The sequence below is a fragment of the Streptomyces sp. MJM8645 genome (assembly GCF_001625365.1).
GTDB lineage: Bacteria > Actinomycetota > Actinomycetes > Streptomycetales > Streptomycetaceae > Kitasatospora.
On sequence record NZ_LJJF01000001.1, the window covers coordinates 4,910,683 to 4,928,563 of the forward strand.

Consider the following 17,881-nt stretch of genomic DNA (forward strand, 5'->3'; position numbering starts at 1 on the left):
GTGGCTGGCGGTTCGGGTGTGCTGGCGGGTCGGGCGGCTTCAGCGGGTGGTGGTGGTGTGCTCCGCCCGGTCGGGTGCCGCGGGGACGCCCGGCGGCGCGGCCGGCGCGGCCGGGGCGACCGGTGCGGCCCGCCCGTGCCGGGGATCGCGGGCGTGCCGGGGGCGGCGCTTCTCCAGGACGACCCTCGGGGTCGCCGCCGGACCGCCGGTGACGGTGAGCGTGGCCGTGGGCCGGGTGCGCCGGCGGCGGACGGCGTCGCCGGCCAGCACCAGGATCGGCAGCACGGTCAGGACCAGGGCGATCCAGGCCCAGGTGCGCATCGCGACGTGGTCGTAGCCGGTGAAGAAGGAGGCCGCTATCGCGCCGCCGAACACCAGCGTCCAGAACAGGTGGAAGCGGAAGGTGCTCACCCGGTCCGCGCTGGCCGAACGGCCCTTCGGCGTCACCACGAAGCGGCTGCGCCGCCGCAGCAGCGCCTGCACCAGCGAGGCCGCGTAGACCGGGCCGCAGAGCGCGGACATCAGCATGCCCGCGACCCCGGAGGAGCCGGCCGGCTCGTGCGGGCTCACGTTGTGCTTGCGGTTCCAGGTGTAGAGCAGCAGTTGGAGTGCGGCGGCGTCGCTGTACAGCATCATCCAGATCTCGGAGGACACGTGGACCCCCGAGGCGCCGAACACCAGGTAGAGCACGCTGGACAGACCGCCGAGCAGCCAGGTGAGCGCCGCCATCGGGTAGAAGCCCACCATCAGCGAGTAGTTGAGCAGCCGCCCGGGCGACAGCCGCCAGAGCACCCGCCAGTACTGGGTGAGCAGGGTCTCGTAGGTGCCGCGGCTCCAGCGCAGCTGCTGGGAGAAGAAGTCGGTCCAGGAGGACGGGCCCTCGCCGACCGCGAGCACGTCCGGGGTGTACACGGATTTCCAGCGTTCACCGGTCTCGGCGTTCCGGCTCCGGTGGAACTCCAGGCCGGTCGCCATATCCTCCGTGATGGAGTCGTACAACCCGCCGATCGACTGGAGCGCACGGATTCTGACGGCGTTGTTGGTGCCGACGAACATGGGCGCGCCGTAACGGTTTCCGGCGCGCTGGATGAGTGCGTGGAAGAGGTACTGCTGGCTCTCGGAGAATTTGGTGACGGCCGATCCCGAGCTGCGGTAGTTCCCGTACACCTGGGGTCCGACCACGAATGCCACGTCGGGGTCGCGGAAGTAGCCGAGCATCCGCTCGCAGAAGTCCGGCAGCGGGACGTGGTCGGTGTCCACCGAGACCCAGAAGTCGTAGTCGTCGCCGTGCGCCTGCAACCAGGCGTTGTAGTTGCCGTGCTTGGTGCCGGTGCGGAACCGGCCCTTGGGCTGGTTCCAGTACGGGCGGCCGAAGCGGCTGAAGTGGCGGACGCCCAGCTCGGTGCAGAGCGCCTGCATCGCAGGATCGTTTCCCTCGTCCAACAGCCAGACGTCGTACGGGCCGTCGTGCCGGACGGTGCGTGCCGCGACCAGCGTGGCCCGCACCATCTCCGCCGGCTCCTTGCCCGGCACGCAGGCGGTGACGAACGCGACCCGGGTGCCGGACTCCGGCGTCACCGGTATCGGATCGCGGGCGACGAGCGTGGCGTGGGTGTTGGACACGACGTTGACCAGCCGGAACACCTCGACCACGGCGATGATCCCGATCATCACCTTGTCGCCCAGCAGCACCAGGGTGTGCGTCTCGCCGGGGCGCTCCGGCCAGTGCTCCGGCAGCAGCAGCCACACCAGCAGCACCACCTCCACCAGCGGGGCCGCCACCATCAGCAGGGCGGCGCGGATCCGGTGCGGCTCGCGGCGCAGCAGGCTGCGGTACTGGACGCGGTAGGGGGCGGTGGGGGCGGGGGCGGGCTCTTGCGCGGCCTCGTGCACAGTCTCTTGTGCGGCCTGGTGCGCGTGCCAGGGTGACGGCGGGGCTCCGTGGTGGGCGGGCTCGGGCTGGTAGACGCCGCCACCGAGGTCGTCCTCCTCGTCCGGGTCGTGCGCCGGGCCGGCCAGCCGGCTGAAGTGACCGTAGTCATACGGGGCTTCGGGTACGGGAACGGCGGCCAGGTCGTCGTCGAGCCGCCGCCCGGCGCCTCGCCCGCGGGCCGTCCCGGCGTCCTTCTGTCGCGCGAACGGCGTGGTCATCGTCTGCTCCCCCCGGCCGGGGCCCGGCCGTGGCGGCGGGCCCGTTGGTGCGTGTTCAGACCGGGGGTATGCGATCCGCCGTCCCGTGGCGCGCCTGGCCGGCCGCGTTCGGCGGGGCTGGTCCGCTCCCCCCGGAGCTTTGCTTCGCCTTGCCTCTTGCCTCGAAAGCCGTCCCCGTGAAACACCGCCCGGTGGACCGCCGTTGTTTCCAAGCGGTTTTCGGGCCGTCATTCGCGTCATGCTTCTGCTTGCGCCGGTGGGCGTTTGCGAGCGGAATTCATTGCGCGCCTGCGGGGACTTCGAATGCGGATCCCGGCGCGCTCCCGGCTTCCCCTCCGGGCACGCGGGATCCACGGCGCCCCCAACTCTCCCGGAGGGCAACCGTGATCGCAACCGGTCTGGGAAATGATCACCGCGCAAGCATGAAGATCCTACGGTTCCCGGCCAATCCGCACCGCAGTGGTGCTAATGCAGCGAATTCGGCGGACGGGGCGACGGCAGCGGCGGCACGGAGGCAAAGCGAACGGCCGGACCTCCCCGACGGGAGGCCCGGCCGCTGCTGCGGGGCGGGGTCGGTGTGTCCGGTCCGGTTGGTGCTGGCCGGTCCGGTCGACCCGGCCCGGTCAGAGCGGTGGAAGGAGGGCGGCGCCCGTCGCGGCCTGGACGTCCGCGAACCCCGTGCCCGGGGCCGTCTCCACCACCCGCAGCCCGTCCGGCGTCACGTCGATCACGGCCAGATCGGTCACGATCCGGTTGACAACTCCTCGGCCGGTGGCGGGAAGTGAGAGCTCCTCGACGATCTTCGGGGAGCCGTCCCGGGCGGTGTGCTCCATGACCACGATCAGTCGACGGGCCCCGTGCACGAGGTCCATCGCGCCGCCCATGCCCTTGACCATCTTGCCGGGGATCATCCAGTTGGCGAGGTCGCCGGCAGCCGAGACCTGCATGGCGCCGAGCACCGAGACGTCGATCCGGCCGGCCCGGATCATGCCGAAGGAGAAAGCGGAGTCGAAGTACGAGGCGCCGGGGGCGACCGTCACCGTTTCCTTCCCGGCGTTGATCAGATCGGCGTGCTCCGTGCCCTCGACCGGGTACGGGCCCACGCCCAGGATGCCGTTCTCCGAGTGCAGCACCACCTCGACGCCCGGCGGGAGGTGACTTGGGATCAGGGTGGGCAGGCCGATGCCCAGGTTCACGTACTGGCCGTCGCGCAGTTCGCGGGCGGCTCGGGCGGCCAGGGCGTTGCGCGGGTCGAGGCCGGGTTGCGGGTGGCGGACGGCCTGCGGTCGGTGGGCGGTCTGCGGGGTGGGCGCGGGGGACCGGGTGCTGGTCGGGGTGGACATCGGTTCAGGCCTCCTGGAGTGTGGGGCGGACGGTCCGGCGCTCGATGCGGCGGTCCGCGGGATCGGCGGCCACCACCCGGTCCACGTACACGCCGGGCAGGTGCACGGCGTCCGGGGCGAGCTCGCCCGGCTCGACGATCCGGTCCGCCTCGACCAGGGTGATCCGGCCCGCGGTCGCGCAGAGCGGGTTGAAGTTGCGGGCGGCGGCGTGGAACACGCAGTTCCCGTGCCGGTCCGCCACCTCGGCCCGGACCAGCGCGAAGTCCGCCGTGATGGCCTCCTCCAGCAGGTACCGGCGGCCGCCGAACTCCCGGACCTCCTTCGCCGGTGAGGCCAGTGCCACCGAGCCGTCCGCCGCGTAGCGCCAGGGCAGCCCGCCCTCCTCGACCTGGGTGCCGACCCCGGCCGGGGTGTAGAACGCGGGGACGCCGGCGCCTCCGGCGCGCAGCCGCTCGGCCAGCGTGCCCTGCGGGGTGAGCTCCACCTCCAACTCGCCGGAGAGGTACTGCCGGGCGAACTCCTTGTTCTCGCCGACGTACGAGGACGTCATCCGGGCGATCCGGCCCGCCCGCAGCAGCAGGCCGAGCCCCCAGTCGTCCACCCCGCAGTTGTTCGAGACCACCTGGAGGCCGGTGGTGCCGGTGTCCGCCAGGGCACTGATCAGGGTGCTCGGGATGCCGCAGAGGCCGAAGCCGCCGACGGCCAGCACCGCGCCGTCGGGGATGTCCCCGACCGCGTCGGCGGGGGAGTCCAGGACCTTGTCCAAGGGATCACCTCGTGAGGAGTGGGATACGGGAGAGGGCGCGCTCGGGTCGGGCCCGGTGGGGGGCCGACGGGAAGACCCGGCGGGATGGCTCGGCGGCCGCCGCCGGACGGCTGCCGAGCCCCTCCACCGTCACCGGACGCGGGCCGCCGCAGCCATGGCGACTCCCGCCATGGGCGGGTACCAGCCCGTGTCGGCCGCCCACACCCGGACGTCCGGGGAGCGGCGCCGCCCGGGTGGTATGTCGGCTGGAGCCACATCACGGTGGGCCGATGCGTCGCCCGGGCACATGTCGCCAGTCCCACCGCACACCTACGGTTCCGGCATCCACCCCGCCGCACCCTCAGGAGTCGGTCATCATGCGCAGCTCGACAGCCCCCACTCGGCCCGCCTCCGGCGCCCGCCCGGGCGAGACCCTGACCGGCGGCCCGGCCCGGAAGCTCGCCGCCGTCGCGGCGTGCGTCCTGCTCGCCGCGGGCTGCGCCAAGGCCGGCACCGCCGGGACGGCCTCGGCGGACGGTGGTGGTGCGAAGAGCCCGGTCAAGGTCGGCCTGGTGTACTCCAAGACCGGACCGCTGGCCGCCTACGGCAAGCAGTACCTGGAGGGCTTCAAGGCGGGGCTGAGCTACGCGACCAAGGGCACCGGCGCGGTCGACGGGCACAAGGTCGAATTCGAGGAGCAGGACGACGCGGGCGACCCGGCCAAGGCGGTGTCCGCCGCCAAGGACCTGATCGGCAAGGGCTACAAGGTCCTGGCCGGCTCCACCGCCTCGGGCGTCGCCCTCCAGGTGGGCCCGATCGCCGCCCAGAACAAGGTGCTCTTCGTCAGCGGCCCGGCCGCCGCCGACAAGGTCACCGGCTTGAACAAGTACACCTTCCGTTCCGGCCGCCAGTCCTTCCAGGACATCCGCACCGCGGCCTCGTTCATCGGTGACGCCAAGGGCAAGAAGGTCACCGTGCTCGCTCAGGACAACGCCTTCGGACAGGCCAACGTGGCTGCCGTCAAGGCCGTGCTCGGCGCCCAGGGCGCGACGGTCGACCAGGTGCTCGCCCCGCCGAGCGCCACCGACCTCACCCCGTTCGCCACCCAGGCCAAGACCGCCAAGCCCGACCTGCTGTTCGTCGCCTGGGCCGGCGACAGCTCCTCGGCCCTGTGGACGGCGCTCAACCAGCAGGACGTGTTCGCCGACACCAAGGTCGTCACCGGCCTGGATCTGGCCGCCTCCTACCCGCTGTTCGGCCCGGCGGCCGAGAAGATCTCCTTTCTGAACCACTACTTCAGCGGCGCCGCCGGCACCCCGGTGGAGAAGGCCATGGACGAGGCCGTCACCGCCGCCGGCGGGAAGACCGACATCTTCACGCCCGACGGCTTCACCGCCGCCCAGCTGATCGTGCACGCCGTCGAGGCCAACCACGGCTCCACCGACGACACCTCGGCCCTGGTCAAGGCGCTGGAGGGCTGGAGCTTCGACGGGGTGAAGGGGCGCACCACGGTGCGCGCCGAGGACCACGCCCTCCTCCAGCCGATGTTCCAGGCCCGGCTGACCGGCACCGGGGCCGCCGCCAAGCCCTCGGTGGAGAAGGCCCTGACCGCGGACGAGGTGGCGCCCCCGGTCACCCCGATGGCGGGCTGATCCCGATGCCCGCTCCCACCGCCCCCACTCCTTCCCGGGCCACGGCCACGGCCTCGCCCGCCCCGGTGCTTCGGCTGGACGGACTCGGTTGGTCCGTCCGCGGGGTGCCGATCGTCGAGGACGTCTCCTTTTCGGTCGGCGAAGGCGAGTTCATCGCCTTCATCGGCCCCAACGGCGCCGGCAAGACCTCCCTCTTCAACCTGATCTCCGGCATCTATCCGGCGACCCACGGCAGCCTCCACCTCGACGGCGTGGACGTCACCGCCGAGGCCGTGCACGCCCGGGCGCGCCGCAGCCTCGGCCGCACCTTCCAGACCTCCTCCCTCTGGCCGGGGATGACCGTCGCCGACCACGTCCGACTGGCCGCCCAGGCGGCGGCCGGACCGCGCGCCTCGTACCGGCTCTGGCGCCGTGCCGACCGGTACCAGGAGCAGCTGGCCGAGACCCTCCACCGCACCGAACTCACCCACCGTGCGGACACCTTGGCGGGCGCGCTCTCGCACGGCGAGAAGCGCAAACTGGAACTGGCCGTCCTCCTCGTCTCCGATCCGCGGCTGATCCTGCTGGACGAGCCGATGGCGGGGGTCAGCGCCGAGGAGGTGCCGGCCCTCACCGAGCTGATCCGGTCCGTGCACCGCGACCTGGGCCGGACCGTCCTGATGGTCGAGCACCACATGGACGTCCTGCTCGGGCTGGCCGACCGCCTCGCGGTGATGCACCACGGCACGCTGCTCGCGCTGGACACCCCCGAGGCCGTGATGGCCGACCCGACCGTGCAACAGGCCTACCTGGGCGAGGCGCTGTGACCTCCTCTCCGCTCCCCTCGCCCGTTTCCACCTCCACCTCCACCTCCACCTCCACCGCTGCCGCTGTCTCCGCGGCCGTGCCTACGTCTCCTGCCGCCCCTCTCCTCTCCGTTCGCGATCTGCGGGTGGTCATCGGCGGGCTGCACATCCTGCACGGTGTCGACCTCGACGTGGCCCCCGTCGGGGTCACCGCGCTCCTCGGCCGCAACGGCGCCGGCAAGACCACCACCGTCAAGGCCGTGATGGGCCTGGTGCCGCGCACCGGAAGTGTCCGCTTCTCCGGTGTCGAACTCGCCTCCCTTCCGACACATCTGGTGGTCCGTCATGGCATCGGCTACGCCCCCGAGGACCGGGGGATCTTCGCCGGCCTGACGGTCGCCGAGAACCTCCGCCTCGCCGAGCGCGCCGTCCGGGGCGGGGGCGAGGCGGGCGAGCCGAACTATCCGCTCGTCCACGAGCTCTTCCCCGAACTCAAGCAGCGGGCCGGCCAGTTGGCCGGGACGCTCTCCGGCGGCCAGCAGCAGATGGTGGCGATAGGCCGGACGCTGCTCAACCGCAACCGGTTGATCATCGCCGACGAGCCCACCAAGGGTCTGGCGCCGAAGATCGTCGCCGAGGTGGCCGAGGTGCTGGCGCGAGCGGCCGAGGCCGTGCCCGTTCTCCTGGTCGAGCAGAACCTCGCCCTCGTCCGACGGCTGGCCGGCACCTGCGCCGTCCTGGCCGACGGCCGTACCGCCCACCGGGGCGACACCGCCGAGCTGTTGGCCGACGAGGAGGCCGCCCGCCGCCTGCTCGGCGTCGGCTCCCGTCACCCGCTCGCCGGCGGACCCCGGCCCGCCGCTTCTCCGGCCACCCCTGTCGTCACCGCGGAGGTGAAGCCCTGATGGACACCGTCGTCCTCCTCTCCTGTACCGGACTAGGTCTTGGTGCGCTGTACTTCCTGGTCGCCTCCGGTCTGTCGTTGATCTTCGGTCTGATGGACGTGCTCAACTTCGCGCACGGCGCCCTGCTCTCCATCGGCGCCTACGCCACCTGGTGGGCCGGCACCGAGGCCGGCCTCTCCTTCTGGCTCGCGGTGCCGTTCGGCACCCTGGTCGGAACGGCCGCCGCCGTCCTGCTGGAGCTCTTCCTGATCCGCCCGCTCTACAGCCGGCCGCGCGATCAGATCCTCGCCACCGTCGGGGTCGGGCTCGCCGTGCCCGCCCTCCTGATGGGGGTCTGGGGCGCGGACGCCCGCCCCTTCCCCCAGCCGGCCGTGCTCTCCGGCACCTGGCACGTGCTCGGTGCGACCGTCCCGGTCAACCGCTTCGTGCTCGTGGCCGCGGCCGCGCTGCTGCTGCTCGCTCTTCGGTTGTTCCTCGCCCGTACCCGCTACGGGCTGATCGTCCGGGCCGGCGTCGAGGACCGGGCCATGGTCACGGCGCTCGGCATCGACGTCCGGAAGGCGTTCACCCTCGTCTTCGCCATCGGCGGGGCGGCCGCCGCGCTCGGCGGTGCCCTCGGTGGCCTCTACTTCGGTTCGGTCAATCCCGGCCAGGGGACCGGGCTGCTCATCTTCGCCTTCGTCGTCGTGGTGATGGGCGGCATGGGCTCCGTCACCGGGGCCGCCGTCGCCTCCGTGGGCGTTGGTCTCGTCCAGCAGTTCGCCAACTACTACACCGGCGCCGGGCTCGGCGACCTCTCGGTCGTCGTCCTGCTCGCCGTGCTCCTTCTCGTCCGACCCCGTGGACTCACCGGGAGGCTCGCGTGAGCGCCGAAACTCCGATCACGAGCACCGGTGGCCCCGCGGCCGACCGCAGCGCCGCCACCATGGCAGGGGGGACTGACACCAGCCCTGCCATGACTGCCATGCTGGCAGAGGGGACTGACACCAGCTCCGCCAACACCGTCACTGTGGCAAGGGGGACTGACACCAGCCTTGCCGAGACCCATTGTGAACACACGACCGACCTCGGCGCCATCCCTCGAACAGGTGATTCAGTCACTAATCGCTGGACACCGGTGCACAGAGCGCTACGCTGGTGGCCGATCGCCCTGCTGATCACGCTCCTTGTCGCCCCATATAGCGCGCTTCCCGTCCCGGGACTGCTCGACGGCCCGCTCGGCAGCCCCGGCAGCCTGCAACTGCTCGCCCTGTGCCTGCTCTACGGGGCCCTCGCCTCCGGCTACGACCTCCTGCTCGGCCGTACCGGACTGCTCTCCTTCGGCCACGCGCTCTACTTCGCGACCGGCCTCTACGCCACCGACCTCGGCATGCTGGAACTGCGACTGCCGTTCGCCGCCGCGGCGGTCTTCGGCGTCGCCTGCACCGTCGCGCTGGCCCTGCTGCTCGGCTCGGTCAGCCTCCGCGTCACCGGCATCGGCTTCTCCATGGTCACCCTCGCCTTCGCCCAGGCCGGCTCGATCCTCGTCCAGCGCAACCCCGGTGGCGTCACCGGCGGTGAGGAAGGCCGCTCCGCCCCGGCCGACCTGCTGCCCTCCGGCCTGCTCGGGATCGAGAACACCGCCAACCTCTACTGGATCGCCGTCGGCTACCTGGTGCTGACGGTCGCCGTGGTCCACTGGGCCGTCAACTCGCCGGCCGGTCGGGTCTGGGAGGGGATCAAGGAGAACGAGCGCCGGGTGGAGGTGCTCGGACTGCGTCCCTACGGCTACAAGTTGGTCGCCTTCGTGCTCGCCGGCGGCCTCGCCGGGCTGGGCGGGGTGGTCTACCTGCTGCTGACCGGCGGCGCCACCCCGCAGGCCGCCGGCTCCGACGCCACGCTCGCCCTGCTGGTGATGGTGGTGCTCGGCGGCTCGGGGACCCGCTGGGGTCCGCTGCTCGGCGGTGTCCTCTACACCTGGGCCAGCCACCGGCTCGGCGACCTCGCCAACTCGACGACGATCGCGGACCTGCCCGCGGTCCTGCGGGTGCCGCTCTCCCAACCCCTGTTCCTGCTGGGCACCCTGTTCGTCGCGGTGGTCTACCTGCTGCCCGGCGGCCTGGCTAGACTGCCTGCCCGCATTCGCGCCGCCCGATCCGCCCGTGCGGTCCGCACTCCGGCCGCTGCCCGGACCGCCCGTCCCACCGGAGGTACCCCCGCGTGAGCCAGTCGCCCCTGAAGCCCGAGGAGTTGACCGTCGCCGTGCCCGGAGGGGAGCTGGCGGTCCTGCGCTGGCCCGCCGCCGAGCCGGACGCCCCGACGATCGTGGCGGTGCACGGCATCACCGCCAACGGCCTCGCCTGGTACGAGGTCGCCCGTCAACTCGCCGGGCGGGTCACCCTGCTCGCGCCCGACCTGCGGGGGCGCGGCGGGAGCCGCGCGGTCGCCGGGCCGTACGGGCTGGCCCGGCACGCCGACGACGTGGCCGCACTGATCACGGCCCTCGGCACGGGCCCGACCACCGTGGTCGGCCACTCGATGGGCGCCTGGGTCACCGCCCTGGCCGCCGTCCGGCACCCGGAACTCGTCCGCCGGGTGCTGCTGGTGGACGGCGCGCTGACCTTCCCGCTGCCGGAGGGCATCCGTGAGGAGGGCGCGCTGGCCGCGGTGCTCGGCCCCGCGCTGGCCCGGCTGTCGATGACCTTCCCGGACCGGGACGCCTACCGGGAGTTCTGGCAGCGGCACCCGGCCTTCGGGACGGCCTGGTCGGCGGAGATCGACGCCTACACCCAGCGCGACCTGGTCGGTGTCGAGCCCGAACTGCGCTCCTCCTGCGTGCTGGAGGCCGTACAGACCGACGGCGCCCAGGTCCTGCTGGACCGGGACGCGGCCACCGCAGTGCACCGGCTGCCCTGCCCGGCCGAACTGCTCTGGGCCGAGCGCGGCCTGCTCGACGAGCCCCAGGGCCTCTACGACCACCAGCGGATCGGGCTGGCCGGGCTGGACCAGGCCCGGGTGCCGGCCTCGCTGGTGCCGGACACCAACCACTACTCGATCCTCTGGGGAGAGCCGGGGGCCGAGCGCATCGTCCGCGGCCTGCTCGCGGACGTCACCGCCGCGGGGTAGCGGGCCCGGCCCCGACGACGGCGGCCGGCAGGGTCCGTCCACCCCGCCGGCCGCGCCTGTCCCGGTCTGCCCCGTCCCGGCCCGCCCTGTCTCGGTCTGCCCTGTCTCAGCCCGCGGCGCCGAGGAAGGTCTCCCAGCCGCCGCTCGGCGCCTGGCCGACGTTGAGCGTGCGCAGCTTGCGCAGGGTGGACTGGTCCTGCACCTCCAGCCACTCGACCAGCTGCCGGAAGGAGACCAGTCGGACGTCCGGCTTGCCCGCGATGGTCTTGAGGGTCTCCTCGACGGCGTCCATGTAGATGCCGCCGTTCCACTGCTCGAAGTGGTTGCCGATGAAGAACGGCGCACGGTTGCTGTTGTAGGCGCGGTCGAAGCCGGCCAGGTAGGAGTCCTTGGCCTGGGTGCGCCAGTCGTTGTACTTGGACGGGTCGCCCTTGGTGCTGCCTGCGGACTGGTTGGCCAGGATGTTGTAGTCCATCGACAGCACCTGGAAGGTGTGCCCGGGGAACGGGATGGACTGCAGCGGGAAGTCCCAGACCTTGCCGTCCTGCACCTTCTGCGGCCATATCTGCAGGCCGCCGGAGGAGCTGGCGTCGTACTTCCAGCCCAGCTTCGCGGCCGTCGGCAGGAGCGCCTTCTGACCCTCCAGACAGGGGGTGCGGCCGCCGATGAGCTCCTTCTTGTAATCGAAGGGGAGCGGGTCGACGTCGGTGAAGCCGGTGTTGGTCCGCCACTGGGTCACGAAGCCGATCGCCTGGTCGATCTCGCTCTGCCAGTCCTCCGGGGTCCACATGTTGACCCCGTTCTTGTCCGGGCGGCTGGAGCAGAAGTGCCCGTTGAAGTGGGTGCCGATCTCGTGCCCGGCCAGCCATGCCTGGCTGACGAGCTTGAGCGTGCTCTTGACCGCACCGTCCGACAGGTACGGGATGTCGGAGGCGCCGACCGAGTGCTTCGGCGGGTGGTACAGGTCGGCCTTGCCCTTGGGCAGGGCGTATATACCGGAGAGGAAGAAGGTCATCGTGGCCTTGTACTGCTCCGCCAGCTTGAGGAAGCGGGGGAACTGGCCGTCGTCGGTGCCACCCGCGCCGTCCCAGGAGAACACCACGAACTGCGGCGGCCGCTCACCGGGCTTGAGCTTCTCGGGCTTCGGCTGGTTCGGCTGCGGGCCGGTGTCGGCGTTGGAACCGTCGCCGATCGGAGTGCCCTTGGGCACCCCCGTCTTGGTCGGGTCGGTCGTGCCCGCCGGGGTGGTGCCGGGGCTGCCGCCGGTCGTGGGGGAGGAGGAGTTCTGGCTCGAACCGGATCCGCTGCTGGAACAGGCCGCGACCGCGCCGAGGGCCGCGGTCGCAGCGGTCGCACTGAGCACCGTCCTGCGCGAGATGCTGGTCATGGTCTCCCCTGGGTGCCGATGCCGGTGGTGAGGGCGGCCCGGGGCCGCACCGGTCAAATCGGGCAATTGATGAATTTTCCGCCGTTAGCATGCCATGTGGCCGCAGCGGCCACCAAGGCCGTCGACCCTCTACGAGAGTCAACACGTCAGCAGGGCCGGGCTGGGCTGCAAGGATTCGTCGTCTGTTGCCGTCCTGTGACGCTTCGCTCCTCGCGCCGCCAGGGGAGTACGGTACCGCCGGTCCGGCGGGGCGGGTCAGAGTTCGTCAGCGCTCGGTACGGCTCGTCGCCCGTCCGGGCAGATCTCGCCCATGGCGGGGGCGCGGCGAGGGGCGAGGCGAGGGGCGACCGGGACGTCCGGGGCCGGGGGCGCAGGCCGAGGCGCAGCAGTCAGAGCGCGGCGAGCCGTCGTCGGTTGCGGCGCACTATTCGCGCGATCGCGGTGCTGACGATGGTGGCAGCGGTGCAGGACACCGCGAGGCTCAACCAGGCGGTGTCGAACCAGTGGCTGTTCAGCCAGCCCAGCGTCACGATGTAGGCGGCCCAGACCAGCGCCGCCAGTGCCGACCAGTGCAGGAAGCGGTGCGGGTGGGCGGGGGAGTGGCCGATGGCCACGTCCAGGACGGTCCGCCCGGCCGGGACGAACCGGGCGACCACCACCATGGCCGCGGCCGCCCCGTGAGGGCGTTCGACCAGGGCCTGTTGGACCCTGGTCACGCTGGCCGCCAGTTCCGGGCGCCGGGCGAGCCGGCGCTGGAGCAGCGGGGCGCCGCGCCGGGCGAGGTGCAGGAGGAGGAGGTCGCCGAGGAAGGAGGCCACTGCCACGCCCAGGCCGAGCAGCACCGGGGCGCCGTCGATCCGCGCCGTCTTGAGCACCGCCAGGATGACCAGTGTCCCGCTGGGGATGAAGGGCAGGAGGGCGTCTCCGAGCACGGCGAAGAGCGCCAGGGCGCAGATCCACGAGGATCCGATCGCCGCCACGAAGTTCAAGGCCTGTACTCCCTCCACGCCGCCCGGGGGAGCAGGTGGCCGCTGAGGTCAACGCTAGCGCCTCGACTTTTCATGCCATGAAGCACCCCGGTATGCCGCGGGTCACAGACCCCGGCCCCGACCTGCGCAAAGGCGCGAGCCCTCCACCCGGTGACTTCCGGCGCCGGCATGAAGTCGCCAGGAGTGTCCGACCGCTGGCTCTCCGTCATCCGAATGGTCGGTCGGCGGCACCGTACCGGGCCGTGCCCGCCGGCGCCGGGCGGGATCGAAGCGGGGCCGGAACGGGGCCGGCGTACGGGCCGGAGCGGGGCCGCTGCACGGGCCGCGGTGGAGCGGGCGTGAGGTCGGCGTGGTGGTCGGTGTGCAGGTCGGAACGTGCCGGATGCGGGAACAGTCGGCCCGGCGCGGTGGTTGACCCCGGTCGGCAGCAGCGACCGCCGGGCCACCCGAGACCCGCGGTCGCCCACCAGGGCCGGCTCAAGAAAGCCAGAAGGGCGGACGGCATGACCACCGAGGACCAGCAGGAGCACCCGACCGAACCGCGGACCGGCGCGGCGATCCGGGGCACCGCCCGCGGCACGGCGCCCGCCCCGCTCTCCATCCTCGACCTGGCCACCGTGGGCGTCGGCTACACGCCCGCCGAGGCCCTGGCCGCGACCACCGCGCTGGCCCGCAACGCCGAGCAGTGGGGCTACCACCGCTTCTGGGTGGCCGAGCACCACGGCATGCCGGGAGTGGCCAGCTCCACCCCGGCCGTCCTGCTCGCCCACCTCGGCGCCAACACCACGACCCTGCGGCTGGGCTCGGGCGGGGTGATGCTCCCCAACCACGCCCCGCTGGCCATCGCCGAGCAGTTCGGCCTGCTGGAGGCCCTGCACCCGGGCCGGATCGACCTGGGGCTCGGTCGCGCCCCCGGCACCGACCCGGCCACCGCCCGGGCGCTGCGCCGCGGCCGCGCCGAGGGCGCCGACGACTTCCCGCAGCAACTCGCCGAGCTGACCCACTTCCTCGACGGCGACTTCCCCTCCGGCCACCCCTACGCCCAGCTGACCGCCGTCCCCCAGGGTGACGGGCGCCCGCCGGTCTGGCTGCTCGGGTCCTCCGGTTTCAGCGCCCAGCTGGCCGGCCGCCTCGGTCTGCCGTTCGCCTTCGCCCACCACTTCAGCAGCGTCAACACCGTCCCGGCGCTCGACCTCTACCGGGAGTCCTTCCGGCCCTCCGCGGTGCTCGCCGAGCCGTACGCGCTGATCGGTGTGAGCGCGGTCGCCGCCGAGGACGAGGGTGCGGCCCGTCGCCTCGCCCGCTCCGCGGCCCTCGGCATGCTCCGGCTGCGGCGCGGCAACCCCGGCCCGATCCCCACCCCGGAGGAGGCCGAGGCCTACCCGTACAGCCCGGCCGAGGCGGAGTTCATCGACAGCTGGCTCGACAACGTGGTGCTCGGCGCCCCGGGCGAGGTCGCGGACGGGCTGGAGGCCCTGCGCAAGCGGACGGGCGTGGACGAGCTGATGGTCACTTCGCACATCCACGGCCACGAGGCCCGGCTCCGCTCCTACGGCCTGATCGCCGAGGCGTACGGCCTGACGGCGGAAGCCTGACGGTCGAGGCCTGAGCACGGAAGGCCTGAGTACGGAAGGCCTGGGCGGAGAGGCCCGGCCGCCGGGTCCGCAGCGGGGCCGGCCCCGGTTACCGGCTGGTGTCCGGGCCGGGGCGGTCCTTGCGGAGTATGGCGGCGACGAGCTCGGCCTCGCCCGGCCGGGCGAAGTACCAGCCCTGGGCGGTGTCGCAGCCGGTCAGCCGCAGCCGTTCGGCCTGCGCGGCGCTCTCGATGCCCTCGGCAGTGACGGTCAGGCCGAGGGTGTGGGCCAGCTGCACCATCGCGCCCACGATCTGCTCGTCGGCGTCGCTGCGGCGGGAGCCGAGCTCGGGGAGTTCCGAAGGGTTCGTCGCCGGGGCCGGGTCGCGGAACCCCTCGATGAAGGTGCCGTCGAGCTTCAGGACGTGCACCGGCAGCCGGGAGAGGTAGGCCAGGTTGGAGTAGCCGGTGCCGAAGTCGTCGATCGCGATCCGCACGCCCATGTCCGCGAGCGCCTGGAGCGCCTGCAACGGCCGCCCGCCGGGGCCGAGCAGGGCGCTCTCGGTGATCTCCAGCTGGAGCAGCCGGGCCGGCAGCCCGGTGCGTTCGAGGGCGCGGGCGACGTCGGCGACCACGTCGGAGTCCCAGATCTGGCGGGCGGCCAGATTGACGCTCACGAAGGTCTCGGTCTCGGGGAACTCGGTGAGCCACTGCCGGGCCTGGCGGCAGGACTCCTCCAGTACCCAGGTGCCGAGGGGCACGATCGCGCCGGTCTCCTCGGCGAGCGGGATGAAGCGGTCCGGAGAGAGCGTCCCGTAGCGGGGGTGGCGCCAGCGGACGAGGGCCTCCGCGCCGTGGACGGCTCCGTCGGCCAGGCCGACCAGCGGCTGGTACTCGATGGTGAACTCGCCGCGCTCCAGGGCGGGCCGCAGTGCGGTGGCGAGGAGCTGGCGGGTCAGCTGGTGGGCGCCGCGGTCCGGGTCGTAGAGGGTCCAACGGGCGCGGCCGTCGGCCTTGGACCAGTAGAGCGTGGCGTCGGCGTCCTTGACCAGGTCGGTCGGGGTGGTCTCGTGCACGGACCGTTCGACGACGCCGACGCTGGCCGTGATGACCAGCCGGTGTCCGGCGACGTCGAAGGGGTGTTCCAGTTCCTGGAGGATCCGGGCGGCCAGGTCGGTCAGTTGGTCGCTGCCCCGGCTGTCGGTGACCAGGACGGCGAACTCGTCGCCGCCCATCCGGGCCACCAGGTGGGCGTCGTGCCCGGAGAACCCGCCGCGCAGCCGGGCGGCGACGGCGATCAGCAACTGGTCGCCGATGTGGTGCCCGAGCGTCTCGTTGATCGCCGCGAAACCGTCGAGGTCCAGGTAGCAGACGCCGACCCGGCGCCCGTCCGCCGGCGCGAGGACGGTGTCGCTGGTGTCGGCGGTGTCGGGAGCCTCGGCGGGCTCAGCAGTCCCGGTGGCCCCGGTGGCCGTGGCGCAGGCGGCGTCGAGCCGCTCGAAGAAGGACGTCCGGTTGGGCAGTCGGGTCAGCGGGTCGTGCAGGGCCTGGTACTCCAGACGGTCACCGAGCCGGCGCTGCTCGGTGATGTCCTCCACCAGTGCGAGGGTGTAGAGCGGCTGGCCGGCGCCGTCCCGGATCAGCGAGACGGTGACCTTGCTCCAGACGGTGCGGCCCTCGCGGTGCTTGAGCTGCTTCTCCACGCGGAACCGCTCCCGCCCGCCGTGGACGAGTTCGGGGAAGAGCCGGTGCGGCATGCCCTCCGGATCGATGATCTCGTGCAGGTGGGTGCGGACCAGTTCGCCGACGCTGCGTCCGATCAGGGCGGCGAAGGCGGGATTGACCTCGATGATCCGGTCTTCGGGGTCGATCAGGGCCATCCCGATGACCGCGTCGCAGAAGGCGGCCCGGAATCGGGATTCGCTGGCCCGCAGCGCGGCCAGCAGCCGGTCGCTCCCGCCGTTCTCCTGGCCGGGGCCGTCGACGGCGCTCCGGTGGGTACCGTCGGTCAGCGGCGCCGAGCAGGTGGGGCAGAGCAGCATCCCGGGGTCGTCCAGCACGGTTCCTGCCGCACTCGCCGCACTCGCCGCACTCGCCGTGCCGACGGCCCGGCCGCCGGTCGCGACAGCACCGACGGCCGTGACGGAACCGACGACGCCGACCGGACCGACTGGACTGATCGAACCGACCGAACCGACCGGACTGGCCGGACCGACGGTGCTGACGTCCGGGCCCAGGAGGGGTGTTGTGAGGTGACGGTGGTGCGGTGTTTCCTCGTGCCGCACGCCCGGGTGGTGTGCGTCGGCCCCCTCGTTCTGGCCCGGCACGGCATGCTCCCGTCCGCTGCTGACGTTGGATGCTGGTCCGGCCGGCCGATCGGGACTCCGGCGGCCGGCTCCGCACTCTGTCGCGGTCCTCGGAGTCGGTCCGGTGCGGGGCGCCCGCCGTGGGGCGCTGTCGCGCGGAGACCCGCGTGAAGAACAGGGCGCTGCGGCCGATCATAGGCCGCGGCGGCAACGGGCGGTGACCGCCGCCAGGGTGATTCGCCCGCTTTGTGATCATGTGCGGCGGTACGCGCAGACGCCCCCGGTGCACATCACATGATGTGCGCCAGGGGCGCGTGCGCCGAGATCGCGCCCCCGGGCGCCGACCGCGCGCCCGGAGCGGCCGGAGCGCGCCGGGATCCGCCGGGGTCCGACGGGATCCGTCGGGGCGTCAGGCCAGCTTGGCGGTGAGGGTGATGGTGGTGCCGGTGAGCGCCTTGCTGACCGGGCAGTTGGCCTTGGCGTCCTCGGCGGCCTTGGTGAAGTCGGCCTCGTCCAGTCCGGGCACCTCGCCGGTGACGGTCAGGTGGATGCCGGTGATGCCGGTGCCGGGCTGGAAGGTGACATCGGCCTGGGTGTCCAGCTTGACGGGCGGGGTGCCGGCGCCGGTCAGGCCGTGCGAGAGGGCCATCGAGAAGCACGCGGAGTGAGCGGCGGCGATCAGTTCCTCCGGACTGGTCTTGCCGTTGGGCTGTTCGGCCCGGGCCGGCCAGGAGACGGGGTACTCGCCGATCCCGGACGAGGCGAAGGTCACCTGCCCCTTGCCGTCGAGCAGGTTGCCTTCCCAAGCGGTGCGGGCGGTGCGGGTGGTTGCCACGATCGGTACCTCCATTACTGAGGGACTGCTGAGTCGTCACTTCCGGTCATACGCGCACCAGCCTACGGGGCGGCCCCCGTTCGGCCCGGGGCGGCGCGGGTCCGG

At 72.6% G+C, this 17,881-nt stretch carries 14 protein-coding genes; 7 read left to right on the plus strand and 7 right to left on the minus strand.

The features are described from left to right. Nucleotides 1-39 precede the first annotated feature (39 nt). The 3 genes from A6F73_RS21250 to A6F73_RS21260 all read right to left on the minus strand — a co-directional run bounded on the left by A6F73_RS21250 (nt 40) and on the right by A6F73_RS21260 (nt 4,260). Nucleotides 40-2,151 carry a cellulose synthase catalytic subunit gene (locus A6F73_RS21250; protein WP_063349256.1) on the minus strand — a complete coding sequence of 704 codons (2,112 nt, stop codon included), beginning with the start codon at nt 2,149-2,151 and terminating at the stop codon, nt 40-42. Between the two features lie 623 nt (nt 2,152-2,774). Further along, nucleotides 2,775-3,494, minus strand: a complete 720-nt coding sequence (locus tag A6F73_RS21255; protein WP_079135861.1) for a 3-oxoacid CoA-transferase subunit B — start codon at nt 3,492-3,494, stop codon at nt 2,775-2,777. A gap of 4 nt (nt 3,495-3,498) precedes the next feature. Then, entirely contained in the window at nt 3,499-4,260 is a 762-nt protein-coding gene (locus tag A6F73_RS21260; protein WP_063349257.1) for a CoA transferase subunit A, read from the minus strand. Nucleotides 4,261-4,616: 356 nt separating this feature from the next. Here A6F73_RS21260 and A6F73_RS21265 point away from each other — a divergent pair, with 356 nt between their 5' ends. The 6 genes from A6F73_RS21265 (at nt 4,617) to A6F73_RS21290 (ending at nt 10,686) form a co-directional block, all read left to right on the plus strand. Then, nucleotides 4,617-5,891 carry a substrate-binding domain-containing protein gene (locus A6F73_RS21265; protein ID WP_063349258.1) on the plus strand — a complete coding sequence of 425 codons (1,275 nt, stop codon included), beginning with the start codon at nt 4,617-4,619 and terminating at the stop codon, nt 5,889-5,891. Between the two features lie 5 nt (nt 5,892-5,896). Next, nucleotides 5,897-6,697 carry an ABC transporter ATP-binding protein gene (locus A6F73_RS21270; protein WP_063349259.1) on the plus strand — a complete coding sequence of 267 codons (801 nt, stop codon included), beginning with the start codon at nt 5,897-5,899 and terminating at the stop codon, nt 6,695-6,697. Between the two features lie 77 nt (nt 6,698-6,774). After that, nucleotides 6,775-7,581 carry an ABC transporter ATP-binding protein gene (locus tag A6F73_RS21275; RefSeq protein ID WP_079136313.1) on the plus strand — a complete coding sequence of 269 codons (807 nt, stop codon included), beginning with the start codon at nt 6,775-6,777 and terminating at the stop codon, nt 7,579-7,581. Further along, nucleotides 7,581-8,447, plus strand: coding sequence for a branched-chain amino acid ABC transporter permease (locus tag A6F73_RS21280; RefSeq protein WP_063349260.1), 867 nt, complete (start codon nt 7,581-7,583; stop codon nt 8,445-8,447). The genes A6F73_RS21275 and A6F73_RS21280 overlap by 1 nt, the downstream gene beginning before the upstream one ends. Before the next feature lie 251 nt (nt 8,448-8,698). Continuing rightward, nucleotides 8,699-9,784, plus strand: a complete 1,086-nt coding sequence (locus tag A6F73_RS21285; RefSeq protein WP_347878547.1) for a branched-chain amino acid ABC transporter permease — start codon at nt 8,699-8,701, stop codon at nt 9,782-9,784. Continuing rightward, nucleotides 9,781-10,686: an alpha/beta hydrolase gene (locus A6F73_RS21290; protein ID WP_063349261.1), complete on the plus strand. Its 906-nt coding sequence runs from the start codon at nt 9,781-9,783 to the stop codon at nt 10,684-10,686. The genes A6F73_RS21285 and A6F73_RS21290 overlap by 4 nt, the downstream gene beginning before the upstream one ends. A gap of 106 nt (nt 10,687-10,792) precedes the next feature. Here the strand turns inward: A6F73_RS21290 and A6F73_RS21295 are convergent, their stop codons facing one another. Together A6F73_RS21295 and A6F73_RS21300 are read right to left on the minus strand one after the other, a co-directional pair. Further along, entirely contained in the window at nt 10,793-12,073 is a 1,281-nt protein-coding gene (locus A6F73_RS21295) for a hypothetical protein (protein WP_063349262.1), read from the minus strand. Between the two features lie 389 nt (nt 12,074-12,462). Next, a complete protein-coding gene (locus A6F73_RS21300) occupies nt 12,463-13,053 on the minus strand; it encodes a VTT domain-containing protein (RefSeq protein ID WP_244293667.1) in 591 nt (196 codons plus the stop codon). 512 nt (nt 13,054-13,565) lie between these two features. Here A6F73_RS21300 and A6F73_RS21305 point away from each other — a divergent pair. Continuing rightward, nucleotides 13,566-14,657 (plus strand): LLM class flavin-dependent oxidoreductase, encoded by a 1,092-nt coding sequence (locus tag A6F73_RS21305; RefSeq protein ID WP_063349264.1) that lies wholly within the window; start codon nt 13,566-13,568, stop codon nt 14,655-14,657. An 88-nt stretch (nt 14,658-14,745) separates the two neighbouring features. Here A6F73_RS21305 and A6F73_RS21310 read toward each other — a convergent pair whose 3' ends face one another. Continuing rightward, nucleotides 14,746-16,695 carry a bifunctional diguanylate cyclase/phosphodiesterase gene (locus A6F73_RS21310; protein WP_244293452.1) on the minus strand — a complete coding sequence of 650 codons (1,950 nt, stop codon included), beginning with the start codon at nt 16,693-16,695 and terminating at the stop codon, nt 14,746-14,748. A gap of 655 nt (nt 16,696-17,350) precedes the next feature. Continuing rightward, nucleotides 17,351-17,776: an OsmC family protein gene (locus A6F73_RS21315; protein ID WP_063351385.1), complete on the minus strand. Its 426-nt coding sequence runs from the start codon at nt 17,774-17,776 to the stop codon at nt 17,351-17,353. Between the last annotated feature and the right edge of the window lie 105 nt (nt 17,777-17,881).